Origin of the sequence: Herbaspirillum sp. LeCh32-8 (assembly GCF_017814915.1) — a bacterium.
GTDB lineage: Bacteria > Pseudomonadota > Gammaproteobacteria > Burkholderiales > Burkholderiaceae_D > Herbaspirillum.
This window is the reverse complement of the sequence record NZ_JAGIPZ010000008.1, coordinates 177,637-200,745: the sequence shown is the minus strand read 5'-3', so window position 1 is coordinate 200,745 and position 23,109 is coordinate 177,637. Positions and strand designations below refer to the sequence as shown.

At 65.5% G+C, this 23,109-nt stretch carries 22 protein-coding genes; 10 read left to right on the top strand and 12 right to left on the bottom strand.

The features are described 5' to 3' along the window. Positions 1 to 6: 6 nt before the first annotated feature. From J8I26_RS15605 to J8I26_RS15580, 6 genes are read left to right on the top strand one after another with little or no spacing between them, the layout of a single operon-like run. Entirely contained in the window at positions 7 to 1,173 is a 1,167-nt protein-coding gene (locus tag J8I26_RS15605; protein WP_209608022.1) for an acyl-CoA dehydrogenase family protein, read from the top strand. A gap of 44 nt (positions 1,174 to 1,217) precedes the next feature. Next, complete coding sequence (locus tag J8I26_RS15600; protein ID WP_209608021.1) at positions 1,218 to 2,630, top strand: MmgE/PrpD family protein; 1,413 nt, start codon at positions 1,218 to 1,220, stop codon at positions 2,628 to 2,630. A gap of 33 nt (positions 2,631 to 2,663) precedes the next feature. After that, entirely contained in the window at positions 2,664 to 3,854 is a 1,191-nt protein-coding gene (locus J8I26_RS15595) for a CaiB/BaiF CoA-transferase family protein (protein WP_209608020.1), read from the top strand. Beyond that, on the top strand, positions 3,854 to 4,702 hold the full coding sequence (locus J8I26_RS15590) for a CoA ester lyase (RefSeq protein WP_209608019.1): 849 nt from the start codon (positions 3,854 to 3,856) through the stop codon (positions 4,700 to 4,702). Before J8I26_RS15595 ends, J8I26_RS15590 begins: the two co-directional genes overlap by 1 nt. Positions 4,703 to 4,738: 36 nt before the next feature. Continuing rightward, positions 4,739 to 5,863 carry a zinc-dependent alcohol dehydrogenase family protein gene (locus J8I26_RS15585; RefSeq protein ID WP_209608018.1) on the top strand — a complete coding sequence of 375 codons (1,125 nt, stop codon included), beginning with the start codon at positions 4,739 to 4,741 and terminating at the stop codon, positions 5,861 to 5,863. A 60-nt stretch (positions 5,864 to 5,923) separates the two neighbouring features. Continuing rightward, positions 5,924 to 6,949 (top strand): TRAP transporter substrate-binding protein, encoded by a 1,026-nt coding sequence (locus J8I26_RS15580; RefSeq protein ID WP_209608055.1) that lies wholly within the window; start codon positions 5,924 to 5,926, stop codon positions 6,947 to 6,949. Between the two features lie 64 nt (positions 6,950 to 7,013). Here J8I26_RS15580 and J8I26_RS15575 read toward each other — a convergent pair whose 3' ends face one another. Continuing rightward, positions 7,014 to 8,240 (bottom strand): MFS transporter, encoded by a 1,227-nt coding sequence (locus J8I26_RS15575; protein ID WP_209608017.1) that lies wholly within the window; start codon positions 8,238 to 8,240, stop codon positions 7,014 to 7,016. Continuing rightward, positions 8,237 to 8,797, bottom strand: coding sequence for a GNAT family N-acetyltransferase (locus J8I26_RS15570; RefSeq protein WP_209608016.1), 561 nt, complete (start codon positions 8,795 to 8,797; stop codon positions 8,237 to 8,239). Before J8I26_RS15570 ends, J8I26_RS15575 begins: the two co-directional genes overlap by 4 nt. A 91-nt stretch (positions 8,798 to 8,888) precedes the next feature. Between J8I26_RS15570 and J8I26_RS15565 the strand changes: the two genes are divergently transcribed. After that, complete coding sequence (locus tag J8I26_RS15565) at positions 8,889 to 9,773, top strand: LysR family transcriptional regulator (protein ID WP_209608015.1); 885 nt, start codon at positions 8,889 to 8,891, stop codon at positions 9,771 to 9,773. 62 nt (positions 9,774 to 9,835) lie between these two features. Here J8I26_RS15565 and J8I26_RS15560 read toward each other — a convergent pair whose 3' ends face one another. After that, positions 9,836 to 10,060 (bottom strand): hypothetical protein, encoded by a 225-nt coding sequence (locus J8I26_RS15560; RefSeq protein WP_209608014.1) that lies wholly within the window; start codon positions 10,058 to 10,060, stop codon positions 9,836 to 9,838. A 215-nt stretch (positions 10,061 to 10,275) separates the two neighbouring features. After that, a complete protein-coding gene (gene dhaL, locus J8I26_RS15555; protein WP_209608013.1) occupies positions 10,276 to 11,985 on the bottom strand; it encodes a dihydroxyacetone kinase subunit DhaL in 1,710 nt (569 codons plus the stop codon). Positions 11,986 to 12,126: 141 nt separating this feature from the next. Here dhaL and J8I26_RS15550 point away from each other — a divergent pair, with 141 nt between their 5' ends. After that, positions 12,127 to 12,480 (top strand): hypothetical protein, encoded by a 354-nt coding sequence (locus J8I26_RS15550; protein ID WP_245200348.1) that lies wholly within the window; start codon positions 12,127 to 12,129, stop codon positions 12,478 to 12,480. 119 nt (positions 12,481 to 12,599) lie between these two features. On the opposite strand, the gene argC is transcribed toward J8I26_RS15550, so the two are convergent. Beyond that, positions 12,600 to 13,532: an N-acetyl-gamma-glutamyl-phosphate reductase gene (argC, locus tag J8I26_RS15545; protein WP_209608012.1), complete on the bottom strand. Its 933-nt coding sequence runs from the start codon at positions 13,530 to 13,532 to the stop codon at positions 12,600 to 12,602. A gap of 174 nt (positions 13,533 to 13,706) precedes the next feature. Here argC and J8I26_RS15540 point away from each other — a divergent pair, with 174 nt between their 5' ends. Then, positions 13,707 to 14,606 carry a LysR family transcriptional regulator gene (locus J8I26_RS15540; RefSeq protein ID WP_209608011.1) on the top strand — a complete coding sequence of 300 codons (900 nt, stop codon included), beginning with the start codon at positions 13,707 to 13,709 and terminating at the stop codon, positions 14,604 to 14,606. 10 nt (positions 14,607 to 14,616) lie between these two features. Here J8I26_RS15540 and J8I26_RS15535 read toward each other — a convergent pair whose 3' ends face one another. Next, positions 14,617 to 15,348, bottom strand: coding sequence for a GNAT family protein (locus tag J8I26_RS15535; protein ID WP_209608010.1), 732 nt, complete (start codon positions 15,346 to 15,348; stop codon positions 14,617 to 14,619). A 118-nt stretch (positions 15,349 to 15,466) separates the two neighbouring features. On the opposite strand from J8I26_RS15535, the gene J8I26_RS15530 reads away from it, so the two are divergent. After that, positions 15,467 to 16,921 (top strand): PLP-dependent aminotransferase family protein, encoded by a 1,455-nt coding sequence (locus J8I26_RS15530; RefSeq protein WP_209608009.1) that lies wholly within the window; start codon positions 15,467 to 15,469, stop codon positions 16,919 to 16,921. Between the two features lie 15 nt (positions 16,922 to 16,936). Here J8I26_RS15530 and J8I26_RS15525 read toward each other — a convergent pair whose 3' ends face one another. From J8I26_RS15525 to prfB, 6 genes are all read right to left on the bottom strand, one after another. Continuing rightward, positions 16,937 to 17,365: a histidine kinase gene (locus J8I26_RS15525; RefSeq protein ID WP_209608008.1), complete on the bottom strand. Its 429-nt coding sequence runs from the start codon at positions 17,363 to 17,365 to the stop codon at positions 16,937 to 16,939. Between the two features lie 129 nt (positions 17,366 to 17,494). Continuing rightward, on the bottom strand, positions 17,495 to 17,980 hold the full coding sequence (locus tag J8I26_RS15520; protein WP_245200347.1) for a DUF4118 domain-containing protein: 486 nt from the start codon (positions 17,978 to 17,980) through the stop codon (positions 17,495 to 17,497). Between the two features lie 143 nt (positions 17,981 to 18,123). Then, complete coding sequence (locus J8I26_RS15515; RefSeq protein ID WP_209608006.1) at positions 18,124 to 19,032, bottom strand: alpha/beta fold hydrolase; 909 nt, start codon at positions 19,030 to 19,032, stop codon at positions 18,124 to 18,126. A gap of 403 nt (positions 19,033 to 19,435) precedes the next feature. Beyond that, the gene (locus J8I26_RS15510) at positions 19,436 to 20,032 is read right to left on the bottom strand and encodes a glycine zipper 2TM domain-containing protein (RefSeq protein ID WP_245200346.1); all 597 of its coding nucleotides are present in this window, start codon (positions 20,030 to 20,032) and stop codon (positions 19,436 to 19,438) included. 317 nt (positions 20,033 to 20,349) lie between these two features. Further along, a complete protein-coding gene (gene lysS / locus J8I26_RS15505) occupies positions 20,350 to 21,909 on the bottom strand; it encodes a lysine--tRNA ligase (protein WP_209608005.1) in 1,560 nt (519 codons plus the stop codon). A gap of 73 nt (positions 21,910 to 21,982) precedes the next feature. Then, positions 21,983 to 23,087, bottom strand: a protein-coding gene (gene prfB / locus J8I26_RS15500; protein ID WP_209608004.1) for a peptide chain release factor 2 whose coding sequence is annotated in 2 segments (ribosomal slippage) — positions 21,983 to 23,005 and positions 23,007 to 23,087 — 1,104 coding nt in all. Because the reading frame shifts where the segments join, the coding sequence is not laid out codon by codon here. Positions 23,088 to 23,109 lie beyond the last annotated feature (22 nt).

Genomic DNA, 23,109 nt, shown 5'->3' with positions numbered 1-23,109 from the left:
CACACCATGTCGTATCAAGCGCCCAATGACGCTTATGGCGATCTGCGCGATGCAGTGCGCGATCTGTGCAATACCTTCCCCGCAGAATACTGGCGCAAGGTGGACGAGGCCCGCGGCTATCCCGAGGACTTTGTCGACGCGCTCACCAAGGCCGGCTGGCTGGCCGCGCTGATCCCGCAGGAGTACGGCGGCTCCGGCCTGGGCCTGACCGAGGCCTCGGTGATCATGGAAGAGATCAACCGCGCCGGCGGCAACTCCGGCGCCTGCCACGGCCAGATGTACAACATGGGCACGCTGCTGCGCCACGGCTCCGAGCAGCAGAAGCAGCTCTACCTGCCCAGGATCGCCACCGGCGAGCTGCGCCTGCAATCCATGGGCGTGACCGAGCCCACCACCGGCACCGACACCACCAAGATCAAGACCGTCGCGATCAAGAAGGGCGACCGCTACGTGGTCAACGGCCAGAAGGTATGGATCTCGCGCATCCAGCACTCCGACCTGATGATCCTCTTGGCGCGCACCACGCCGCTGGACCAGGTGAAGAAGAAGTCGGAAGGCATGTCGATCTTCATCGTCAACCTGAAGGACGCGATCGGCCGTGGCATGGAAGTGCGCCCGATCCTGAACATGGTCAACCACGAAACCAATGAGCTGTTCTTCGATAACCTGGAAATCCCGGCCGAGAACCTGATCGGCGAAGAGGGCAAGGGCTTCAAGTACATCCTCGACGGCCTGAACGCCGAGCGCACCCTGATCGCCGCCGAGTGCATCGGCGACGGTTACTGGTTCATCGACAAGGCCGCCGCCTACGCCAAGGAGCGCGTGGTGTTCGACCGCCCCATCGGCATGAACCAGGGCGTGCAGTTCCCCATCGCCGACGCCTACATCGAACTGGAAGCGGCCAACCTGATGCGCTACAAGGCCTGCGAGCTGTTCGACGCGCACCAGCCCTGCGGCGCCCAGGCCAACATGGCCAAGTTCCTGGCGGCCAAGGCTTCGTGGGAGGCGGCCAATGTCTGCCTGCAGACGCACGGCGGCTTCGGCTTCGCTTGCGAATACGACGTCGAGCGCAAGTTCCGCGAAACGCGTTTGTACCAGGTGGCGCCGATCTCGACCAACCTGATCTATTCCTACGTGGCCGAACATATCCTCGGCCTGCCGCGCTCGTTCTGACGCAGCAGGAGAGAGCCGCGCCGAGAACAGACAAGGAGACGCCCATGAGCACCGCCGCCAAGCCCCGCAACGACGTCAACACCGACGCCAACACCGACGCCAACACCGACAGTCCCTCGCGCACGCTCGCCGCCTTCCTGGCCGGCCTGCGCTATCAGGACATCCCGCCGGCGGTGATCGCCCGCACTGAAGACCTGTTCCTCGACTGGTTCGCCTCGGCGCTGGCCGGCAAGGGCGCGCGCCAGATCGAGATCATCGAGCGCTACGCCGCGGCGATGGGGCCCAAGGAAGGATCGGCCACCATCCTGACCAGCCGCAAGTCCAGCTCGCCGTATTTCGCGGCGCTGGTCAACGGCGCGTCCTCGCACCTGGTGGAGCAGGACGACGTGCACAACGGCTCAGTGTTCCATCCGGCAGCAGTGGTATTCCCGGCCGCGCTGGCGACCGCGCAAGATCTTGGCAAATCGGGCGCCGATTTGCTAATGGCGGCGGTGGCCGGTTATGAGGCGGGCATCCGCATCGGCGAATTCATGGGCCGTTCGCACTACCGCATCTTCCACACCACCGGCACCGTAGGCACGCTGGCCGCGGCCGTCGCCGTGGGCAAGCTGATGGACTTCGACACCAGGCAGTTCCTGCATGCGCTCGGCTCGGCCGGCACGCAGGCCGCCGGCCTGTGGGAGTTCCTGCGCGACGCCGCGGACTCCAAGCAGCTGCACACCGGCAAGGCCGCCGCCGACGGTTTGCTCGCGGCCTACCTGACGCGTGACGGCTTCACCGGCGCGCAGCGCATCCTGGAAGGTGCGCAAGGCATGGCCGCCGGCATGTCGAGCGATGCCGACCCGGCCAAGCTGACCGACGGCCTGGGATCGCGCTGGGCTACCGCCGAAACGTCTTTCAAGTTTCACGCCTCGTGCCGCCACACGCATCCGGCCGCCGATGCGCTGCAACTGCTGATGCAGCGCGAGGGCCTGCGTCATGACCAGATCGCGGCGGTGAACACGCGCGTGCACCAGGGCGCCATCGACGTGCTGGGCCCGGTGGTCAATCCGCAGACGGTGCACCAGGCCAAGTTCTCCATGGGAACGGTGCTGGGCCTGATCGCCGTGCACCAGCAGGCCGGCCTGACCGAGTTCGAGCAGCAGGCGCTGCAGGATCCGCGCGTGGCGCAGTTCCGCGAGAAGGTGAAGATGACGCTGGACCAGGAGGTCGACGGCGCCTATCCCGCGCGATGGCTGGGCCGCGTTGAAGTTGAAACCACCGACGGCCGCAAGTTCGCCGCCGCCGTCGACGTGCCCAAGGGCGATCCGGACAACACGCTCTCGCGTGCCGAGCTGGAGCGCAAGGCGGCAAAGTTGATCGCCTTCTCAGGCGCCGCCAGCGACGCCGAAATCCAGCGCATCATCGCGCGTGCCTGGGGCCTGCACGAAGAGCGCGCACTGAGCGAGTTGTTTTAAGCGCGCGCACCAAGACAACGAAGAGGAAACATCATGCTGCCATCGAACCGCCCGCTGGAGGGCATCACCGTCATCAGCCTGGAGCACGCCATCGCCGCGCCGTTCTGCACGCGCCAGCTGGCCGACCTCGGCGCCCGCGTGATCAAGATCGAGCGTCCCGGCGTGGGCGACTTCGCGCGCGGCTACGACACCCGCGTCAACGGCCTGTCGTCGCACTTCGTCTGGACCAACCGTTCCAAGGAAAGCCTGACGCTGAACCTGAAGGACGAAGACGGCAAGCAGATCATCGCCAAGCTGCTGGAAGAAGCCGACGTGCTGGTGCAGAACCTGGCGCCGGGCGCTGCCGCCGGCCTGGGCTTGTCGGCCGAGGTGCTGCACAAGAAGCATCCGCGCCTGATCGTGTGCGACATCTCAGGCTACGGCGAAGACGGTCCTTACCGGGACAAGAAGGCCTACGACCTGCTGATCCAGAGCGAGGGTGGCTTCCTGTCGGTGACCGGCACCCGCGATGACATGGCCAAGGCCGGTTGCTCGATCGCCGACATCGCCGCCGGCATGTACGCCTACTCCAACATCCTGGCCGCGCTGATCAAGCGCGGGCGCGACGGCAAAGGCAGCCACATCGACCTGTCGATGCTGGAGGCGCTGACCGAGTGGATGAGTTTCCCGATGTACTACGCCTACCAGGGTGCCTCGGCGCCGGTGCGTTCGGGCGCCGAGCACGCCACCATCTATCCCTACGGCCCGTTCACCGCCGGCGACGGCAAGACAGTGATGCTGGGCCTGCAGAACGAGCGCGAGTGGAGGGTGTTCTGCGAAGTGGTGCTGCAAGATGCAGCACTGGCCGGCGACGAACGCTTCAACAACAACTCGCGCCGCCACGAGAACCGCGACGCGCTGCGTGCGCTGATCCTGACAATGTTTGCCGACATGACGGCCGAGCAGGTGGTGGCGCGGCTGGACGAGGCGCAGATCGCCAACGCCCACGTCTCCACCATGCAAGACATTTGGGAGCACCCGCAACTGGCCGCGCGCAAGCGCTGGGCCGAGGTCGGTTCGCCGGCCGGCGCCTTGCCGGCGCTGCTGCCGCCGGGGGCTAATGACACCTACGACTACCGCATGGACGCAATCCCCGCTCTGGGGCAGCACACCGACAGCATTCTCGCCAAGCTGGGCTACGGCGCCGAGCAGATCGCCGCGATGCGCGAGCGGGGAGCGGTGTGATGGCAGCGCCAGCATCCGCGGCATCCGTGGCGTCAGTGGCGAGTACCTATCTGTTCGTGCCAGCCAACCGGCCGGACCGCTACGCCAAGGCGCTCGACAGCGGCGCCGATGCGGCGATCGTCGACCTGGAAGACGCGGTCGCGCCGTCGCTGAAGGAAGAAGCGCGCGCCACGTTGACGCAGTGGCTTCGTGACAACGGCGCGCAGCCAAGACTGTGGGTGCGCGTGAACGCCGCCGATACGCCCTGGCACGTTGATGACGTGGCCGCCCTGGCGGGACTGGAGATCGCAGGTGTCGTGCTGCCCAAGGCGGAGGATGCGCAGGTAGTGTCGGCCATCGCGGCTCGCCAGACGTCCTGGCGCGTGATTGCGCTGATCGAGACCGCCGCCGGCATTGCCGCCATGCGCGACATTGCCCGCGCCGATGGCCTGTTGCGCATGGCCTTCGGGTCAATCGATTTGCAGGTCGACCTGGGCATGCAGTGCGATGCAACCGAGAGCGAGCTGACGCATCTGCGCGTGGAGATGGTATTGGCGTCCCGCCTGGCGGGCATCGCGCCGCCCATCGACGGCGTGACCACCAGCTTTGATGACATTGCGTTCCTGGTTGCCGCCGTGCAGCGCTCGCTGCACCTCGGGTTCGGCGCCAAGTTGTGTATTCATCCGAAGCAGGTGGCCGCGGTCAACGAGGGTTTCCGTCCGAGCGAGGCGGAACTGGAGTGGGCGCGCGCGGTGATGGCAGCGGTCGCGCGCAGCGACGGCGGCGCCATTTCGCTGGCGGGCAAGATGATCGACAAACCGGTGATCCTGCAGGCGCAACGTTTCTTGCAGCGCGGTGGGCTCGTGTAATCTGCATGTTTTCTTCCCAACGATAAGGAGCGAGACATGAAAATCCAGGCCGCCGTTTTGCGCGAGATGACCGACGTCCATCCGTTTGCACAAAGCCAGCCGCTGAAGATAGAAGAACTGGAGCTGGATCCGCCCGGCCCCGGTGAGGTGCTGGTGAAGATGAAGGCCGCCGGCCTGTGCCACTCCGACCTGTCGGTGATTACCGGTGTGCGTCCGCGCCCGGTGCCGATGGCGTTGGGCCATGAGGCGTCTGCCGAGGTGGTGCAGGTTGGCGCGGGGGTGACCGACCTGCGTGCCGGCGATCTGGTGGTGCTGGTATTCGTGCCCAGCTGCGGCCACTGCCTGCCTTGCATGGAAGGCCGTCCCGCGCTGTGTGAGCCGGGCGCGGCCACCAACACGGTGGGCGAGCTGCTGTCGGGCCAGCGTCGTCTGCATGCGAAGCAGCAGCCTGTGCATCATCACCTCGGTGTGTCGGCGTTCGCTGATCACGCAGTGGTATCGCGCCGTTCCTGCGTCAAGGTCGAGGCTGACATCGATCCGGTGGAGGCCGCGTTGTTCGGCTGCGCGGTGCTGACCGGCGTGGGGGCGGCGGTCAACACAGCCGAGGTCAAGGCCGGCACCACTGCTGTGGTGCTGGGCCTGGGCGGCGTCGGCTTGTGCGCCATGCTGGGCGCGTTGGCCTCCGGCGCGCGCGAGGTGATCGCGGTCGACCTGCACGACAGCAAGCTGGAAGTGGCCAGGTCGCTGGGCGCCACCGCCACCGTCAATGCGCGCGATCCTGATGCCGTGGAGAAGGTCAAGGCGCTGACCCGCGGCGGCGTCGACTACGCATTCGAGATGGCCGGCTCGGTGCAAGCCATGGAAATGGCTTACCGCATGACCCGCCGCGGCGGCATGACGGTCACCGCCGGCCTGCCGGCGCCGGACCAAAAATGGGCCTTGCAGCAGGTCAGCCTGGTGGCCGAGGAGCGCACGGTCAAGGGCAGCTATATCGGCTCCTGCGTGCCGCTGCGCGACATCCCGCGTTACATCGGCCTGTACCAGGCCGGCAAGCTGCCGGTCGACAAACTGATGGGCGAGCGCCTGGCGCTGGCCGACATCAACCGCGGTTTCGACCGCCTGCATACCGGAGAGGGATTGCGGGACCTGATTGTCTTTTAACGCCTTGCCTGGCAGGGCATCATAAGGAGGAGACACGCCATGACCAAAACAAGATTCAGCATCACCAGACGGACCATCCGGGCCGCCATCGCCATATCGGGATTGAGCGTGCTGGCGTTGCACTCGCCACTGGCGTGTGCGCAGCAGCCCATTGTCATCAAGTTCAGCCATGTGGTGGCCAACGACACGCCCAAGGGCAAGGGCGCAGAGCGCTTCAAGGAGCTGGCCGAGAAGGCCACCAAGGGGCGGGTGAAGGTGGAGGTCTATCCCAACAGCACGCTCTACAAGGACAAGGAGGAGCTGGAGGCGCTGCAGCTGGGTTCGGTGCAGATGCTGGCGCCGTCGCTGGCCAAGTTCGGCCCGCTGGGCGCCAAGGAGTTCGAGGTGTTCGACCTGCCGTACATCTTCCCCAACAAGGAAGTGTTGAAGCGCGTGACCGAAGGGCCGGTGGGCCAGGGCCTGTTCCAGAAGCTGGAAAGCAAGGGCATCAAGGGCCTGGCGTATTGGGACAACGGCATGAAGGTGATGACTGCCAACCGGCCGCTGCACAAGGTCTCCGACTTCCGCGCGCTGAAGATGCGCATCCAGTCCTCCAAGGTGCTCGACGAGCAGTTCCGCGCCTTGAAGGCCAACCCGCAGGTGCTGGCCTTCTCCGAGGTCTACCAGGCGATGCAGACCGGCGTGGTCGACGGCAGCGAGAACACGCCGTCCAACGTCTATACGCAAAAGATGCATGAGGTGCAGTCCAACCTCACGGTCTCTGACCACGGTTACATCGGCTATGCGGTGATCGTGAACAAGAAGTTCTGGGACGCGCTGCCGGCCGATGTGCGCACCCAGCTCGAAGGCGCGATGAAGGAAGCCACCGTCTACGCCAACACCATCGCCCAGAAAGAGAATGACGACGCGCTGGCCGCCATCAAGGCCAGCGGCAAGACCAAGGTCTACTACCTGAGCGACGATGAAAAGGCCGAGTGGCGCAAGGCGCTGATGACGGTGCACAAGAGCATGGCCGCGCGCGTGGGCAAGGACCTGATCGACGCGATCTACAAGGAGAGCGAGGCGGCCGGCGTCAAGGTGAACTGATGTTGATTGCGGGATGACTCCCGCAGCGCGACGAGAAGACGGCCCGCAGTGATGCGGGCCGTCGTCATTTGGCGGAGATGCCGGCGACGTGGGCACCCGGGCTTCTGCGCGGGAACATCATCCGTAGCGCCGCCGCGGCAGCCAGGATGGCGAGCGCGCACACGCCGGACAGCCACATGCCGGCCCGCGCGCCCAGCGCCTGCATCAGCCAGGCGTACAGTACGGGCGCCGCGGCCGAAAGCACGAAGCCCGGCGCCACCAGCCGTCCGACGAAGCCGCCATAGCTGCGGTGGTCGAACAGCGACAGCGGCAGCGTGCCGCGCGTGATCGACAACAGGCCGTTGCCGGCGCCGTAGAGCAGGGCAAAGGCGATGGTCGCAACGGCGGAGCCTGCCGCCGCCAGGCCGATGGCGAACGCCAAGGGCAGCAGCAAGCAGGCCAAAAGATTGAGCGAGAGCGGGTTGATGCCGCGCGCGAACAGGATATCCATCAGACGCGCTGCCGACTGGCCGACGCCGCGCAGCGCCGCGATCCACACCGCCAGCGCGCCGGCCACGCCCATGCCGCCGAGGATGGAAATCATGTGTGCCGACATGCCGGCATTGAGGAAGTTGGCCAGTGTGGTCAGCGCGGCGAACAGGATGCCGGAGAGCAGAATCTGACGCGGCTCCCGCGCCAGCGGCGGCGTGTCTTGCGGGGGTGGCGACGATGCGAGCGCGCCCTTCGAATTCCGCCCCGATGGGAGCGAGCAATGCAGCGGCAGCGTACACAGCGCCAGCAATGCATAGACCCACAAGGCCGCGCGCCAGCCGGCCGCTTCGCACAATGCCTGGCCCAGCGGCCAGAACAGCGTGGCGGATAGGCCGCCCGGCAAGGTGATCTGCGCCATCGCGCGGCCGGTGCCGGCGACGTCGCCGCCGCCGATGCGCGCCAGCGCGGCAAAGGCGGCGTCGTACAACGTGCAGCGCATGCCCAGTCCCAGCAGCAGCCATCCCGCATAGTACGCAAGCGATCCGTGGGCCATCGCCAGCATGGCGCAGCCGGCCGCGTTGAACAGCGAGCCGGCGCACATGACGGCGCGGCCGCCGTGGCGGTCGCTGATCTCACCCAGCCGGGGTGAGCACAGGCCCATCGCCAGCAGCGCCAGCGCAAAGCCGCCCTGGATGCGCGTCGAGCTCCAGCCCAGGCCCGCTGCCATCGCCAGACCCAGCGCGCCGACCAGGTAATAAGTGATGCCCCAGCTGATCATCTGTCCCGCGCCCAGGCACAGCACCAGCCGGCGCCGGTTCATGGAAGCGCTCCATCCGGCGCGCACCCGGCGCCGGCTCCGAGCGGGCGTTGCATCAGCGCGGTGTCGATCCATTGTCCGTGCTTGTAGCCGACATGCCTGAGCAGACCCGCCGGCGCGAAACCGAAGCGTCGGTGCAGCGCCATCGATGCCGCATTGCCGTCGGCGCCCGGCATGGCGATGACGGCCAGCATCTGACGCCACGGCCCTTGCTCGCAACGCTTCACCAAAGCATCCAGCAGGCGGCTGCCGGTGCCCAGGCCGACGTGCCCGGGCGCCAGGTAGACCGACTCTTCGATAGTGTGACGGTAGGCCGGTCGCGGCCGGTAGGGCGTGGCGTAGCAATAACCGACGATCTCATCGGCGTGCTCGGCCACCAGCCATGGCAAACCGGCGCGCAGCACCGCATCGCGGCGTGCGGCCAGGTCGGCCACGGACGGAGGATCAAGCTCGAAGGTGGCGAGCTCGTGCAGCACGTAATGGGCGTAGATAGCCTGGATGGCGGGCAGGTCGTGCTGTGCGGCGTCGCGGATGGTGACGGTGGGTGATGGAGTCGACATCGGGTTTCCTCGCTTGATGTCGCCCATCATGCGGTTGGCAGTGTTATAAATGAAGCCTTGTTTGCTTATGTGAACCATAAGGAAAAGTTTGATGAAGAATTTCAACCTCGATTACCTGCAGACCTTTGTTGCCGTGATCCGGCACGGCAGTTTTTCGGCCGCGGCTGAAAGGCTGGATCTTTCCCAGCCGGCAGTGAGCCAGCAGATCCGACAGCTGGAACGCAGCCTGGGCGCGCCGCTGGTGGAGCGGACAGGGCGTCGGGCGCGCGCCACGGCGGCGGGTCAGGAATTGCTGGGCCACGCGGCGCAGATCGAGGCTGCGGTGGATGCCGCGGTGGCAGCGGTTGCCCGACGCGGCGGCAGCGCTGCGGGCCGGGTGCGCCTGGGCACCGGGGCGACTGCGTGCATCTTTTTGTTGCCTGCGGTACTGAAAGATCTGCGCAAGCGCTTTCCGGCGCTGGAAATCACGGTGTCTACCGGCAATACGGCGGAGATCATCAAGGCGGTGGAGGACAACCTGCTCGATGTGGGCCTGGTAACGATGCCGGTGGCGGGTCGCATGTTCGACATCACGCCGGTGCTGGATGACGAGTTCGTCCTGCTGGCGCCGCCCGGCATGGCGCTGCCGGCCAAGGTGACGGCGGCGACGCTGGCCGACCTGCCGGTATTGCTGTTCGAGCCCGGCGGCAATACCCGGCGCATCGCAGACGACTGGTTCGCGCGCGCGGGTGTGCGGCTGGCGCCGGTGATGTCACTGGGCAGCGTGGAAGCGATCAAGGAGCTGGTGGCAGCAGGCCTGGGATGCGCCATCCTGCCGGGGATGGCGGTGCCGCAGGGCAAATTGAAGGGCGGTGTGACGGTACGTGCGCTGTCGCCGCGACTGCATCGCCGGCTGGCGGTGGTGATTCGGCGCGACAAGCGGCTTCATGCCGGCCTGTCGGACGTGGTGCGCAGTCTGCAGGCGCTGGGCAAGTAGTACTCGACATTGGTGCCGAGACCGATTTGCCGGCGCTCGTGGGTGTCTGCAGGTTGTCGCGCTTACTTCTTGCGCGCGGCGACGTATTTCTCGGCCGCCGTCACCGCATTCTGCAGCGCTTCCACCTTGGTCTTGCCGGGTTGAAAGTCGCCGAAGTCATGCGTGGTGCGGTCCGGGAAGTCGATGTGCACGAATGCACTCCACTTGCCGTCGGTGCGCAATACTGGGGTGAGGTTAATGGTGGCGTTCATGTACTTCTGCGCCACTTTGCCTAAGGGTCCTGGCATGTTGCTTCAAGAAAATGTAACCGGAAATCAAGACTCGTGGTGTCTTGGCGACTTCCGGCAAGGTGTGACGATTGCGGAACCGGGATCATGCCACAGGCTGGAAAATCTTGCTGGGCGCGGCTTCCAAGGATGAGCTTGATTTTGCGGGAAGAAAATGAAACGGCGGCGCGATGTGCGCGCCATTTCATTTTTTTGTGGCGGGGATTTGAGGCAAATCAGGATTTCAGGACGTCGCGCAGCGCTGCCAGCCACAGGGCGACGGCATGCGCGCCGGGGTCGGGATGGCCCAGCGCGCGTTGGCCGATGTAGCTGGAGCGACCGCGTCGCGGCGTCATGGCGGCGGTGGCCGCCGTGCCTTGTTCTGCGGCAGTGGCGGCAGCGGCGAGCGCCTTGTCGACGTCGGCGCCGCTGGCCAGCGCCTGCTGCAGTGCGTCGGCGGCCGGCAGCAGGGCGTCGACCATGGTGCGGTCGCCGGGTTTGGCGCCGCCCAGTTGCATCACACCGTTGACCGCTTCGCGCAACGCTGCAGCCCAGGCATGCGCATCGGCGCCATGCTGTTCCAGCGCCGCGGCGCCGCGCATCAGCAGGATGGCGTACAGCGGCCCTGAGGTGCCGCCGACCACGCGACGTACGGTGGCTGACATGGCGCGCAGGACAGCGGCCGGATCCCGTTCGGAGGGCCAGCCCGGCATGTTTTCGCGGATGCCCTGGGCGGCGCGCGTCATGCTGATCCCGAGGTCGCCGTCGCCGACCTGCTGGTCCATGTCGGTCAGGCGGGCCTCGGCTTGCTGCAGGCAGGCGCACACCGCGTCGATGGCGCGCGCCAGCGGCGATGCGGGAGAGAGCGTCGCGCCGCGTGCGGTGGCGGGTGCGGCGGCGACGGCCTGCAGCGACGCCTGCGCATCGGTGGCGATGCGGCCGCTGCCGGCGGGCCACGCAGGCGCCTGCGTTGCAGCATCGAGCAGCGCCAGGCGTTGCTCATCCACGCGCAACAGCGTGAGCGAGATGCCGGCCATCTCCAGCGCCGAGAGGAAGGTGCCGGCCCAGGCGCGCTCGACCTTGATGCCGCGCGTGGTCAAGAGTGTGAGCGCGGCGCCGGCGACGATATCCAGTTCGCTGGCCGGTGTGCCGCCGAGATTGTTGACCAGCAGCGCGACGCGTTCGCCGGCTTGCAGCTTGAGGTCATCGGTGATCTGCAGCAGCAGGCGCTCCACCGCATCGCCCGCAGTCACCAACTGGCCACGTTCGACGCCAGCCTCACCATGAATGCCCAGGCCCCATTCGATTTCGCCTTCGCTCAGCGTGAAGCCCGGCTTGCCGGCGGCCGGCACGGTGCAGGGCGTGAGCGCCACGCCCATGGTGCCCAAGGCCGCTGCGGCGTCGCGCGCGGCCTGCGCGACTTGCGCCAGCGTCGCGCCGCCGGCGGCTGCCGCTCCGGCGATCTTGTGGACCAGCACGGTACCTGCCAGGCCGCGTCGACCGGCGTGGTCGCCGTTGGCGGACAGTGCGACGTCGTCGGCCACCACCACCATGTCCACCGCGATGCCCTCGGCGCGCGCGATCTCGGCAGCCAGGCCGAAGTTGAGGCGGTCACCCGTGTAGTTCTTGACGATCAGCAGCACTCCGGCCGGGCCGGCCACTGCGCGGATGGCATCCAGCACGGCGTCGGTGGAGGGCGAGGTGAAGACTTCGCCGGCCACCGCGGCGCTGAGCATGCCGCGACCGACGTAGCCGCCGTGGGCCGGTTCATGGCCCGAGCCGCCGCCCGAGATCAGGGCAACCTGGCCCTGTGCGGCAGCCTCGCGGGCGTCGGTCCGCAGCACAATGTTTTTGTCCTCCAGCAGGGCCAGTTGCGGGTGCAGGGCGGCCAGGCCGGCCAGCATGTCGGGCACGACGTGCGCGACTTCGTTGATGAGTTTTTTCATGGTCTCCTTCCTCGTGGTCATGGGAGGCGGATGCGCGTTGTGTGTTCTTGTGATGGCGCGCCGCGACGGGACGATTCTAGACCATCCTGCGCCGTCGTTCAGGAAGGCTCAGCCGGCGCCGGCCGCCTCAGGATTATCCCGATGGAGAGATTTCACGGAAGGACTACACTGCTCATCAGTAGGGGGAGAAATATCATGTGCACAAATGCGCAAAGCATAGCCGGCCATCATGTACTGATCATCGAGCGGCTGGGGGAAATGTCCGAACAGGGCGAGCAGGTGGAGCACCTTGTGCGGGCGACGATTCGCAATTGCCTGACGGCGATGCAAACCATGGGCGTGGACGCGGGCGAAGCGGTGGAGATGATCTGCCGCATGCTGGAGTCCGAACTGGCATTGCTGCCGCAAGACCGACAGCGTCTGAGAAACGTGCTGGCCTCGGCCCAGGTGCATGCGGAATATCTGCTGTTGACCGAGCAGCGGGCAATGCATTGAGGCAGCCGACGGACGTCGGCCTGCCACGATACGAAGCAACAGAGGATTGGATGGAGAAAGCCGCCGGCGCGATGACGCGTGCCGGCGGCTTTCTTTTTTTCAATGACGGCCCGGCGTGATCAAGCGCCGCGCAGCATCAGGTCCAGGTTTTGCACTGCAGCGCCGGACGCGCCCTTGCCCAGGTTGTCGAACACCGCGCACAGCAGCAGGTGGCCTTCGTCGTCATTGCCGAACACGCCCAGCGTCATGTCGTTGCTGTTGTTGTGGATGGTCGGATCCAGCCGCTCAGTCGCTGCGGCTTGTGCGGCGGTCAGCACCGTCACATGGCGTGCGCCGGCATAGTGCTGCGCCAGCGCTGCGCGCAGCGTTTCCTTGTTAGTGCCAGCGGGCAGCAGGCGCGCCTGCAGTGCGATGCTCAGCACGATGCCCTGGCGGAACGCGCCGTAGGAGGGCACGAAGATGGGGCGTTGCGACAGCCCGGCATGCAGCTGGATTTCCGGCGGATGCTTGTGCTTGAGCGACAGGCCATAGGTGACGAAAGGCGCGGCCTGGCCGGCTTCAGGTCCTTCGTATTGCTCGACCTGGGCGCGGCCGCCGCCGGAGTAGCCGGACACCGCCTGGATCGCCAGCGGATAGTCGGCCGGCACCAGGCCGGCGGCGACCAGCGGGCGCAACAGCGCGATGGCGCCGGTCGGGTAGCAGCCGGGATTGGTCACGCGGTTCGCGGAGGCAATGCGCCCGGATTGTTCGGCCGACAGCTCGGGGAAACCGTAGGTCCAGCCGTCGGCGGTGCGGTGCGCCGAGCTGGCGTCGATTACGCGCACCCTGGGATTTTCGATCAGCGACACCGCCTCGCGCGCGGCGGCGTCCGGCAGGCACAGCAGGGCGATGTCGGCCGAGTTGATCGCCTCGGCGCGGCGCAGCGCGTCCTTGCGCTCGGCGGCGGGCAACGTCAGCAGGCGCAGGTCGGTACGGCCGCGCAGGCGCTCGTGGATTTGCAGGCCGGTGGTGCCCTGGTCGCCGTCGATGAAAACCAATGGAAGATTGCTCATGGGGAAACTCCTCTGTGGAGGCCGCCGGGCGGCCGTGGCATGTCGTCAGGGGAGATCTTGCGCCAAACCGTATAATCGGAAAAGTTGAATATCATGAAGAGATGATTCATCTTTTCTGAATCATCGCCGGACCACCATCATTCTCTGTTTCTTCCTTTCCTTGCGGGAAACTCCATGCGCGAACTCAATCTAGATCGCCTGCGCACCCTGGTCGCCATCGTCGACCTGGGTTCCTTTGCCGCCGCCGCGCGCGCCTTGCACCTGGCGCCGCCCACTGTGAGCCTGCATATCAGCGAGCTGGAGAGCCGCATCGGCGCCACGCTGCTGCTGCGCCAGCGTGGCCAGGTCCGGCCCTCGGGCGTGGGCGAGACGCTGGTGGCGCGCGCCCGCCAGTTGCTGGCCGATGCCGAGCAGGCGCTGGAGGAAGTCAAACGTCAGGTGTTGGGGCTGGAGGGACGAGTAAGGTTGGGGGCCTCGACCGGCGCCATCGCCTACCTGCTGCCGCAGGCGCTGGAGCGGGTGGGACAAAGCCATCCCGGCATCGACGTGCAGGTGATGGTGCTGACCTCGGAGGAGACCCTGGCGCGCCTGTCCGGCGGCGGGCTGGATATCGGCCTGGTGGCGTTACCGCAGGCGGCGGTGGATGGATTGTCGGTCAAGCCGTGGCGGCGCGATCCGGTGATGGCCTTCGTGCCGGCCGGCTGGGACGCGCCGCGCACGATAACGCCGCAATGGCTGGCCGCACAGCCGCTGATTTTGAATGCGCCCAATACACGGCTGTCGCGCCTGACCACGGAGTGGTTCGCCGCCGCCGGCGAACATCCCACGGCGCGTATCCAGCTTAATTTCAACGACGCGGTGAAGAGCCTGGTGGCGGCCGGTTACGGCGCCACATTGTTGCCGCACGAAGCCGGCGAGCAGGCCGGCATGCCGCCGGCCGACCCGCGCATCGCCATGCGGCCGCTCAAGCCCCGGCTGTGGCGCCCGTTGGGGATCGCCCACCGCGCCGGCCAGCCCGAGCCGGCCACGCAGTATGTGCTGGATGCGCTGTGGGAGCTCAAGCAGCTCAAGTAGCTTCGGCCGCTCAACCGGCCAGCGCTTGTCTGAACGCCAGCAGCGTTTGCTTCTGTTTGCCTTGAGCATCGAAGTTGGCCGGATCCAGCCAGCGTTCGAAGGCGCTGCCCAGCGTCGGCCATTCGGTATCGACAATCGAGAACCACGCGGTGTCGCGGCTGCGACCACGGTACACGACCGCCTGGCGGAAGATGCCTTCAAATTGAAAGCCCAGGCGCTGCGCGGCCTGGCGCGAAGGCGCATTGAGGCTGTCGCATTTCCATTCGTAGCGGCGATAGCCCAGTTGCGCGAATACATAGCGCATCAGCAGGAACTGCGCTTCGGTCGCTACGCGGGTACGTTTGAGCTGGCGCGACAGCGCGATGTGCCCGACCTCGATCACGCCGTGCCGGGGCTCAATGCGCATGAGCGACATGGTGCCAACGGCGCGCCCGCTGGCCAAGTCGATCACGGCGTAGTGCAGCGGATCCTCGCTCTTTTGCAGCGTCTCGGCATAGGCGCGGTAGGACGCCGGGTTGGGGAAGGGGCCGCTCATCATGTAGGTCCAGTCGCTGCCGTCAGTCGCTTGCGCGTAGGCAGCGTAGAGGTCGTCGCTGTGACGCGCGGCGTCCACCGGCTCCAGCCGGCAGTAGCGGCCTTCTACCGCAATGCGTTGCGGACGCGGGCGTTCCTGCCAGTCCGGCAGGGCCGGGCCGATCGGTTGCTTCCATTCGTTCAGGGCGGGTTTGCTGGTGTCGGTCATGGCGTTCGGGCTTGATCTGCGATCGGCTGTTGGGATGGCTGCACGATAGCGCTTTCGTGGCATCATAAAAAGCGCCACAACAAGGCCTTATTATGGAGCCACGATTTTTCCCGTCGCCATGACCGATTCGCTCATCCATTCCCCGCTCTCCGGCGCACCCGGTGCGCCATCCCGCCAGCAACAGCTGCTGGCCCGTTTGAAGGAAGCCATCTTGCGCGGCCAGTTGCCGGCCGGCGGCAAGCTGCCGTCTTCACGCGCCTTGTGCGAGGAGCTGCAGGTGTCGCGCAATACCGTGCTGGCGGTGTACGAGCAACTGGTGGCGGAAGGCTACGCCCGGGCCGACCGGCAGGGGACGCGGGTTGCTGCTTTGGCTGACGCTCGCGCGCCCTCCGGGCCGGCGCCGAAGCCGCCCGCTGCTGCGGTAAGGCAGTCGCGCCGGGTGTCCACCATGACGCCGACGCGCGACGCCGGTGACCGCTCGCTGCCGCTCACGCCGGGCATGCCGGCGCTGAGCCGGTTTCCCGTCAATGCCTGGCTGCGCGCCCAGGAGCGTGCCTTGAAGGCGGCGCCTTCCCACGTGCTGGGTTACGGCGATCCGCTGGGCGAGCCGGCGCTGCGCGAAGCCATCGCGCAGTATTTGCGGGTGGCGCGCGGTGTGCGGTGCGACGCCGCGCAGGTGGTGGTGACCGAGGGCGCGCAGGGCGCCTTGTCGCTGTGCGTGCGGCTGTTCACCAATCCCGGCGAGACGGCCTGGCTGGAGGATCCCGGCTATGGCGGCGTGCGCGCGGCCTTCCATGCGGGCGACTTGAAGATGGTGGCGATGCCGGTCGACGCCGAGGGCATCGTGATCGCGCCGCGCCACTGGCGTACGCGGCCGGCGCGGCTGGTGCATGTGACGCCTTCGCATCAATATCCGACCGGCGCCGTGCTGTCACTGCCGCGCCGGCTGGAGCTGATCGCGCAGGCGCGCGAGGCCGGCAGTTGGATCATCGAGGACGACTACGACAGCGAGTTCCGCCACCGCGGCCATCCCGTGCCGTCCATGCAGGGCCTGGTGCCGGATGCGCCGGTGCTGTATGTGGGCACCTTCAGCAAGACCATGTTCCCGGCCTTGCGCATCGGTTTTCTGGTGTTGCCGGAGTCGGCCGGCGAGGGCGCGTGGCCGGCGCTCGCGGAGATGCTGCGCGGCGGCCATCGGCTGGAGCAGCTGGCGCTGGCCGAGTTCATTGCTGGCGGCCAGTTCTCGCGTCACCTGGGGCGCATGCGTCGCCTCTACCGCGAGCGGCAACAGGCATTGCGGCAGGCCCTGCAGGCGCACATGAAGGTGGAGCATGAGGTGCTGGGCGGCGACAGCGGCCTGCACCTGACGGTGCGCCTGCCGCTGCGTTACGACGACGCGGCCATCAGTGCGGCGGCGCGCGCGGCGGGCATGAACGTGGGGGCGTTGTCGTCGTTCTCGGCGGCGCCGCGTCGGGAAGCCAGCAACGGCCTGGTGATCGGTTACGGCAATACGTCGGAAGAGTTGTTTGCGCCGCTGATGCGGCGCCTGGCAGGGATCGTACGCGCCGGGTGAGGGCGCGGCATGAGCTTACGAGTGGACAGCTTCCTGCAGGCGCAGCTGCACGCAGTTGGTGACGGTGCGCATGTATTCGCGCGGGTCCTGGGATTTGGCGGCGTACCAGATGCGGCTGTCCTGGTCGATGCTGAAGTCGCTGCTGAACGGTGACGACGTGAACAGCACCAGCGGAATATGCGACACGGCCTCATAGATGCACAGCGTGCGCAGCAGCTCGTAGCCCTCGGCGCCGTGGAAGTTGCGCGGATCCAGCAGGATCATCGCCGGCAGGTCCTTGGACTGACACAGTGCGTGAGTGAGCAGCGAGGCGTTGGCCAGTTCGGCATCATCGAACCATTCGAAGCGGTATTGCACGGGGCTGCGCCACAGTGCAAAGCGCGCCAGCTCGATGGCGTCCAGATCGGGATCGATCACCAGGATTTTGGGATGGGATGTGGACATGACGGCCTCCTTGCTGAGTTGCCTTCATCTTCCCAGAGCCATCGGCAGTCGCCTATCAGGGGCTTCCTGAGAGCCCAAAAGAAACGGGCGCCGCGGGGCGCCCGTTGATCTTGCCATCGATGTCTCTTGTTACGACTGTTCGGAGGCATTGCTGGCTTCGAATTGCTTGCCGTACTCTGCGCGCCGCGCCTGGTCGGACTCGATCAGCAGGCGGTAGCGGGTCTCGGAGACACGCTGCTGCAGCACGGCGGCATAGCGTTCGCGCTGCAGCCATTCGATGATGAACGAGGCGGTGGCGATGATCACGGTGTAGACCAGGATCATGAACAGGTCCTTGTCGTTGATGCCGTCCATCGTATAGAAGGGCTTGCGGAAGAAAAACATCGCCGTCGGAATGCTGATGGCCAGCATGCCCAGCGAATACAGGTAGCCGAACAGATAGCTGAGGACGATGCAGTTGACCGCGAAGAACAACATCGACAGCGCTTCATCCACGAACGGCGCGAGCGCATATCGCAGGCCGAAGGCGGCGACGAAGCCGATTGCGCTGGTATAGATCGGGCGCAAGCCCTGAGGCCGCCAGCTTTTCGCATTTTTCAGTTTGATCAGGCTCATGATGGCTCTGGAAGAGGTGCGTGTCGAATCCATCTTTACTTGCATTGCGCGTTTGTGCAATGTTCACATGTTAAGAATACTGTCTGTCAAAACACTGACGGGCGAGCCGGTTTGCTCGCAAATGTTGCTTGTTGGGCGGCTTTTTATTGCCGCCGGTCTTTCAGCGGGGAGGCATGCGCCAGATACTTGCGCGAGAGCTCGTTGCCGTGGATCTCGATGCTGCGCTTGATGAACATCACCGTCTCGTTGGTAACGATTTCGCGCTCGTTGTCGACCGTGATGATGTGATAGCAGTCGCCCAGCCAGATCACCTTGCGCACTTCAGAGCCGATGTTCTGCTGGATCACCTCGGCGTTGCGCGGGGAGGCGGTCTCGTCGTCGATCGAGTGGATGATCAGCGTGTCAGCGCGCACCAGCGGCAGCGATTCGCGCACATAGGAGATCATGCGCAGCGCAGCGCGCAGGTGGCGCGCCGGGATGGAGGCGGCACCGACCGCGGCCACGCCATCCTTTTCCAGCTGGTTGGCGACGCGGCGACGCATGTCGAAATTCTTGATGCCGTAGGGTTCGGTTTCCTTGTAGGACCAGTTGCGAAAGCCCATGTCGTAGACCACCGTCAGCAGCTTCTGATACCAAGGCACCGACCAGCCGTCGTACTGCAGCACCGGCGACAGCAGCACCACCGAAAGCAGTTCGCTGCTGCGGGCGGCCACCGCCAGCGCCAGCGTGGCGCCCATGGACAGGCCGCAGATGGAGACGGTCTTGAATTCTTCCTTCAGGCGGGCCACGCGGCTTTCGACCGCAGCGCACCAGTCTTCCCAGTTGGGCGAGACGCGCGGGTTGGTCAGCGAAGCGGAGTAGTTGTCGATGGTCAGCGGGATGACGGCGCAGCCGGCTTTTTTCAGTTGCTTGGGGATGGACCCCATTTCGAGCTGGGAGCCGCACAGGCCGTGCAGCAGAATGACCGCATGGTCTTTTTGTTGGCCGCTGTAGCGCTCTTCAAACGGCGCAGCGCTGGTGTCGGAAGTATCCGTGGATGACAGTGAGTCCATAAATCAATAAAACCGCATTCGAGCCGGCAAGCTCTTCTTTTTTGGCGAACCGTTCGCCCCCGTTGCACGAAGGTCGGCGGCGTTGCGTGACGCGCGCTCTCATTTCCTTGATGCATCCATTCTTGGCCGCATGGCGTTGCGGACATGCTTTTTTGCAAAAGTCTAACCTTCCGGCCGCAATGTTGCCAGCGTTAATCGTTCGCATTCTGTCTATGGAGTCCTCAGGAAGAGCGGAGTTTCATTTGGCGGGAATGCGGGTGCGGCTTACTGTCTACAACGCTTGAGCGCGGGTTTGGTGTACCAAAGGGAAATATTGTCGCATTGCCATGTTGTAAGGTGAGCACGGCAACAAAAAAGCCCTTCGACTCGCATCGAAGGGCTTTGAGAAGGGGACGGTGTTGGATCAGCCGCGGCCTTCCAGTCGACCGTTGACAACGCGAACCTGATCGCCCACGCGCCAGTTTTCCGAGCTCTGCGGGAAGCTGCGGCTCTTGCCGTTTTCCATGCGTACGTCCACGACATAGGAGGTGGTGGTGCGGGTGCGCTTCTCGACTTCGTTACCGGCATAGCCGCCGCCGACCGCGCCGGCGATGGTGGCCAGCGTGCGGCCGTTGCCGCCGCCGATCTGATTGCCCAGCAGACCGCCGACCACGGCGCCGCCGGCAATACCTACGCCGCTGGTGCTGGGGGTGTGCTGCACGGCGCGCACGGCAACCACTTCACCGCAGCTGCTGCAGATGGCCGGAGTACGTTCAGCCGGAGCCGAGGTTTGGGAGGATTGTTTGACCGGCGCCTGTTGCGATGCCAGCTGTTGCTGGCCGGCGTTCTGGTTCATTGCCGCCATTTGCTGCTGCGGCGAATTGGTGCTGTTCGAACTGGGCAACAGACCGGTCATGGCGGCGACGCCGACCAGGCTGACCAGGATCAGGGCGACAGCGGCGCCTGCGACCAGTGGGTGCAGGCGGCTCGAATTGGGTTTGGCGATGTTGGTGTTTTCCATGATGGGCCTCTCCGTTTATTGGTGTTGGTGATGGAGTGATTATGGAGTGCGCAAAGGCCAAAAAAAATCCCGATTGTGTGTCAGTTGTAAAAACTTGTAATGGCTGAAAAGCCAGTCGGGTGGCCGGTTTTCAGCGGAACAGCTGTTGCGGGAAAGGACGTGTTTTGCCATACGGGCAAGTCATGTTGCCGGAAGAGCAATTCGGACGGGAGTGACTGGAGGGAAGATGCATCCCGGCGACAGGCCGGGATGCGAAAAGGCAATCTTGCGTGATGCGGCAACGCGGGCCGGTCCTTGGGCGGACCAGCCCGGGGCGATCAGTCTTCGCGGCGTAGGTGCGGGAACAGGATCACGTCGCGGATGTTGGGCGAGTCGGTGATCAGCATCATCAGGCGGTCGATGCCGATGCCGCAGCCACCGGCCGGCGGCATGCCGTATTCCAGCGCGCGGATGTAGTCGGCGTCGTAGTACATCGCCTCTTCATCGCCCGCGTCCTTGGCGGCCACCTGGGCCTGGAAGCGCGCGGCCTGGTCTTCGGCGTCGTTCAGCTCGGAGAAGCCGTTGGCGATCTCGCGGCCGGTGATGAACAGCTCGAAGCGCTCGGTAATGCCCGGCACGGTGTCGGAGGCGCGCGCCAGCGGCGAGACTTCGACCGGGTAGTCGATGATGTAGGTCGGGTTCCACAGCTGCGACTCGGCGGTCTCTTCGAACAGCGCCAGTTGCAGCGCGCCGATGCCGGCGCCGGCCAGCGGGGCCTGGTCGGTCTTGACGCCGAACTTCTTCAGTTCGGTGCGCAGGAATTCGATGTCGTTCAGTTGCGCTTCGGCGTACTGCGGCGCGTACTTCAGGATGGCGCCGTTGATGGTCAGGCGGTCGAAGGGCTTGGACAGGTCCAGCTCGCGACCCTGGTAGGTCAGGGTGGCGGTGCCGTGGGCGTCGATTGCGGCCTGGCGGATCACCTGTTCGGTGAAGCCCATCAGCCATTGATAATCCACGTAGGCGGCGTAGAACTCCATCATCGTGAATTCCGGATTGTGGCGCGGCGACACGCCTTCATTGCGGAAGTTGCGGTTGACTTCGAACACGCGCTCGAAGCCGCCCACCACCAGGCGCTTCAGGTACAGCTCGGGGGCGATGCGCATGAACATCTGCATGTCCAGCGCGTTGTGGTGGGTGATGAACGGCTTGGCCGCGGCGCCGCCCGGGATCGGGTGCAGCATCGGGGTTTCGACTTCCATGAAGCCGTTGGTTTCCATGAAGCGGCGGATCGACGACATCGCGGCGGTGCGCGCCTTGAAGGTGCGGCGGGTTTCCTCGCTCATGATCAGGTCGACGTAGCGCTGGCGGTACTTCATTTCCTGGTCGGCCAGGCCGTGGAACTTGTCCGGCAGCGGGCGCAGCGACTTGGTGATCAGCTTCAGCTTGGTGACCTTGATCGACAGCTCGCCGGTCTTGGTCTTGAACAGCGTGCCTTCGGCGCCCAGGATGTCGCCCAGGTCATAGTGCTTGAAGGCGGCCATGGCTTCGTCGCCGGTCACGTCCTTGGTCACGTAGAGCTGGATGCGGCCGTCGGCCTTGTCGCCCGAGGCGTCCTGCAGGGTGGCGAAGGCCGCCTTGCCCATGACGCGCTTCAACATCATGCGGCCGGCCACCGAGACCGATACCGGATCGGCTTCCAGCGCTTCGTTCTCGAAGCCGTCGTACTTGGCGTGCAGGTCGGAAGCCTTGTCGGCCGGACGGAAATCGTTAGGGAAGGCGATGCCCTGTTCGCGGATGGCGGCCAGCTTGGCGCGGCGCTCGGCGATGATGCTGTTCTCGTCGGCTGCCGGTGCCGCCGGGGCTGCCGGTTGTGCGGCGTTGTTGTTTTGCGTGGTCATGGTCGGAATTCTTGAGTGTTGAACGGTCGGTCGGAGGTGTCGCGCCGCAGGGCAGGCCCCGCGGCGCTGTGCATCAGACGCCCTGTTTCAGCGAAGCGGCGATGAAGTCGTCGATGTCGCCATCGAGCACCGCCTTGGTGTTGCCGGTTTCAAAGTTGGTGCGCAGGTCCTTGATGCGGGATTGGTCCAGCACGTAGGAGCGGATCTGGTGGCCCCAGCCGACGTCGGTCTTGGAGTCTTCCAGCTTCTGCTGCTCGCTCATGCGCTTGCGCAGTTCCAGCTCGAACAGCTTGGCGCGCAGCATGTCCCACGCCTCGGCGCGGTTGCGGTGCTGGCTGCGGTCGTTCTGGCATTGCACAACGATGCCCGACGGCGCGTGCGTCAGGCGCACTGCGGAGTCGGTCTTGTTGATGTGCTGGCCGCCAGCGCCGGAGGCGCGGTAGGTGTCCACGCGCACGTCGGCCGGGTTGATGTCGATCTCGAAGGATTCATCGACTTCCGGATACACGAACAGGCTGGAGAACGAGGTGTGGCGACCGTTCGACGAGTCGAACGGCGACTTGCGCACCAGGCGGTGCACGCCGGTTTCGGTGCGCAGGAAGCCGTAGGCGTATTCGCCCTCGACCTTGAGCGTGGCGGTCTTGATGCCGGCCACTTCGCCGTCGGACTGTTCCAGGATCTCGACCTTGAAGCCCTTGCGCTCGCAATAGCGCAGGTACTGGCGCAGCAGCATGGAAGCCCAGTCCTGGGCCTCGGTGCCGCCGGCGCCGGCCTGGATGTCGATGAAGCAGTTGTTGGCGTCCATCGGGCCGCTGAACATGCGGCGGAATTCCATTTCCTCCACCAGCTTCTTCAGTCCCTCGGCATCGCCTTCGATGGCGACGATGGTGTCCTCGTCCTTTTCCTCGCGCGCCATGTCGAACAGGTCGCGCGCGTCGTTCAACTCGCTGTCGATCTTGATCAGCGTGTGGACGATGGCTTCCAGCGATTTCTTTTCCTTGCCGAGATCCTGCGCCCGCTTCTGGTCATTCCAGACGTTCGGGTCTTCCAGTTCGGCGTTGACTTGCTCGAGTTTCTCCGACTTCACATCGAAGTCAAAGATACCTCCGTAGCTCGGTGGCGCGGGTGGCCAGGTCGTCGAGCAGGGATTGAAGGGAATTGAGGCGTTCTGCTTCCATGATGGTTTCTTTTGCGATCAAA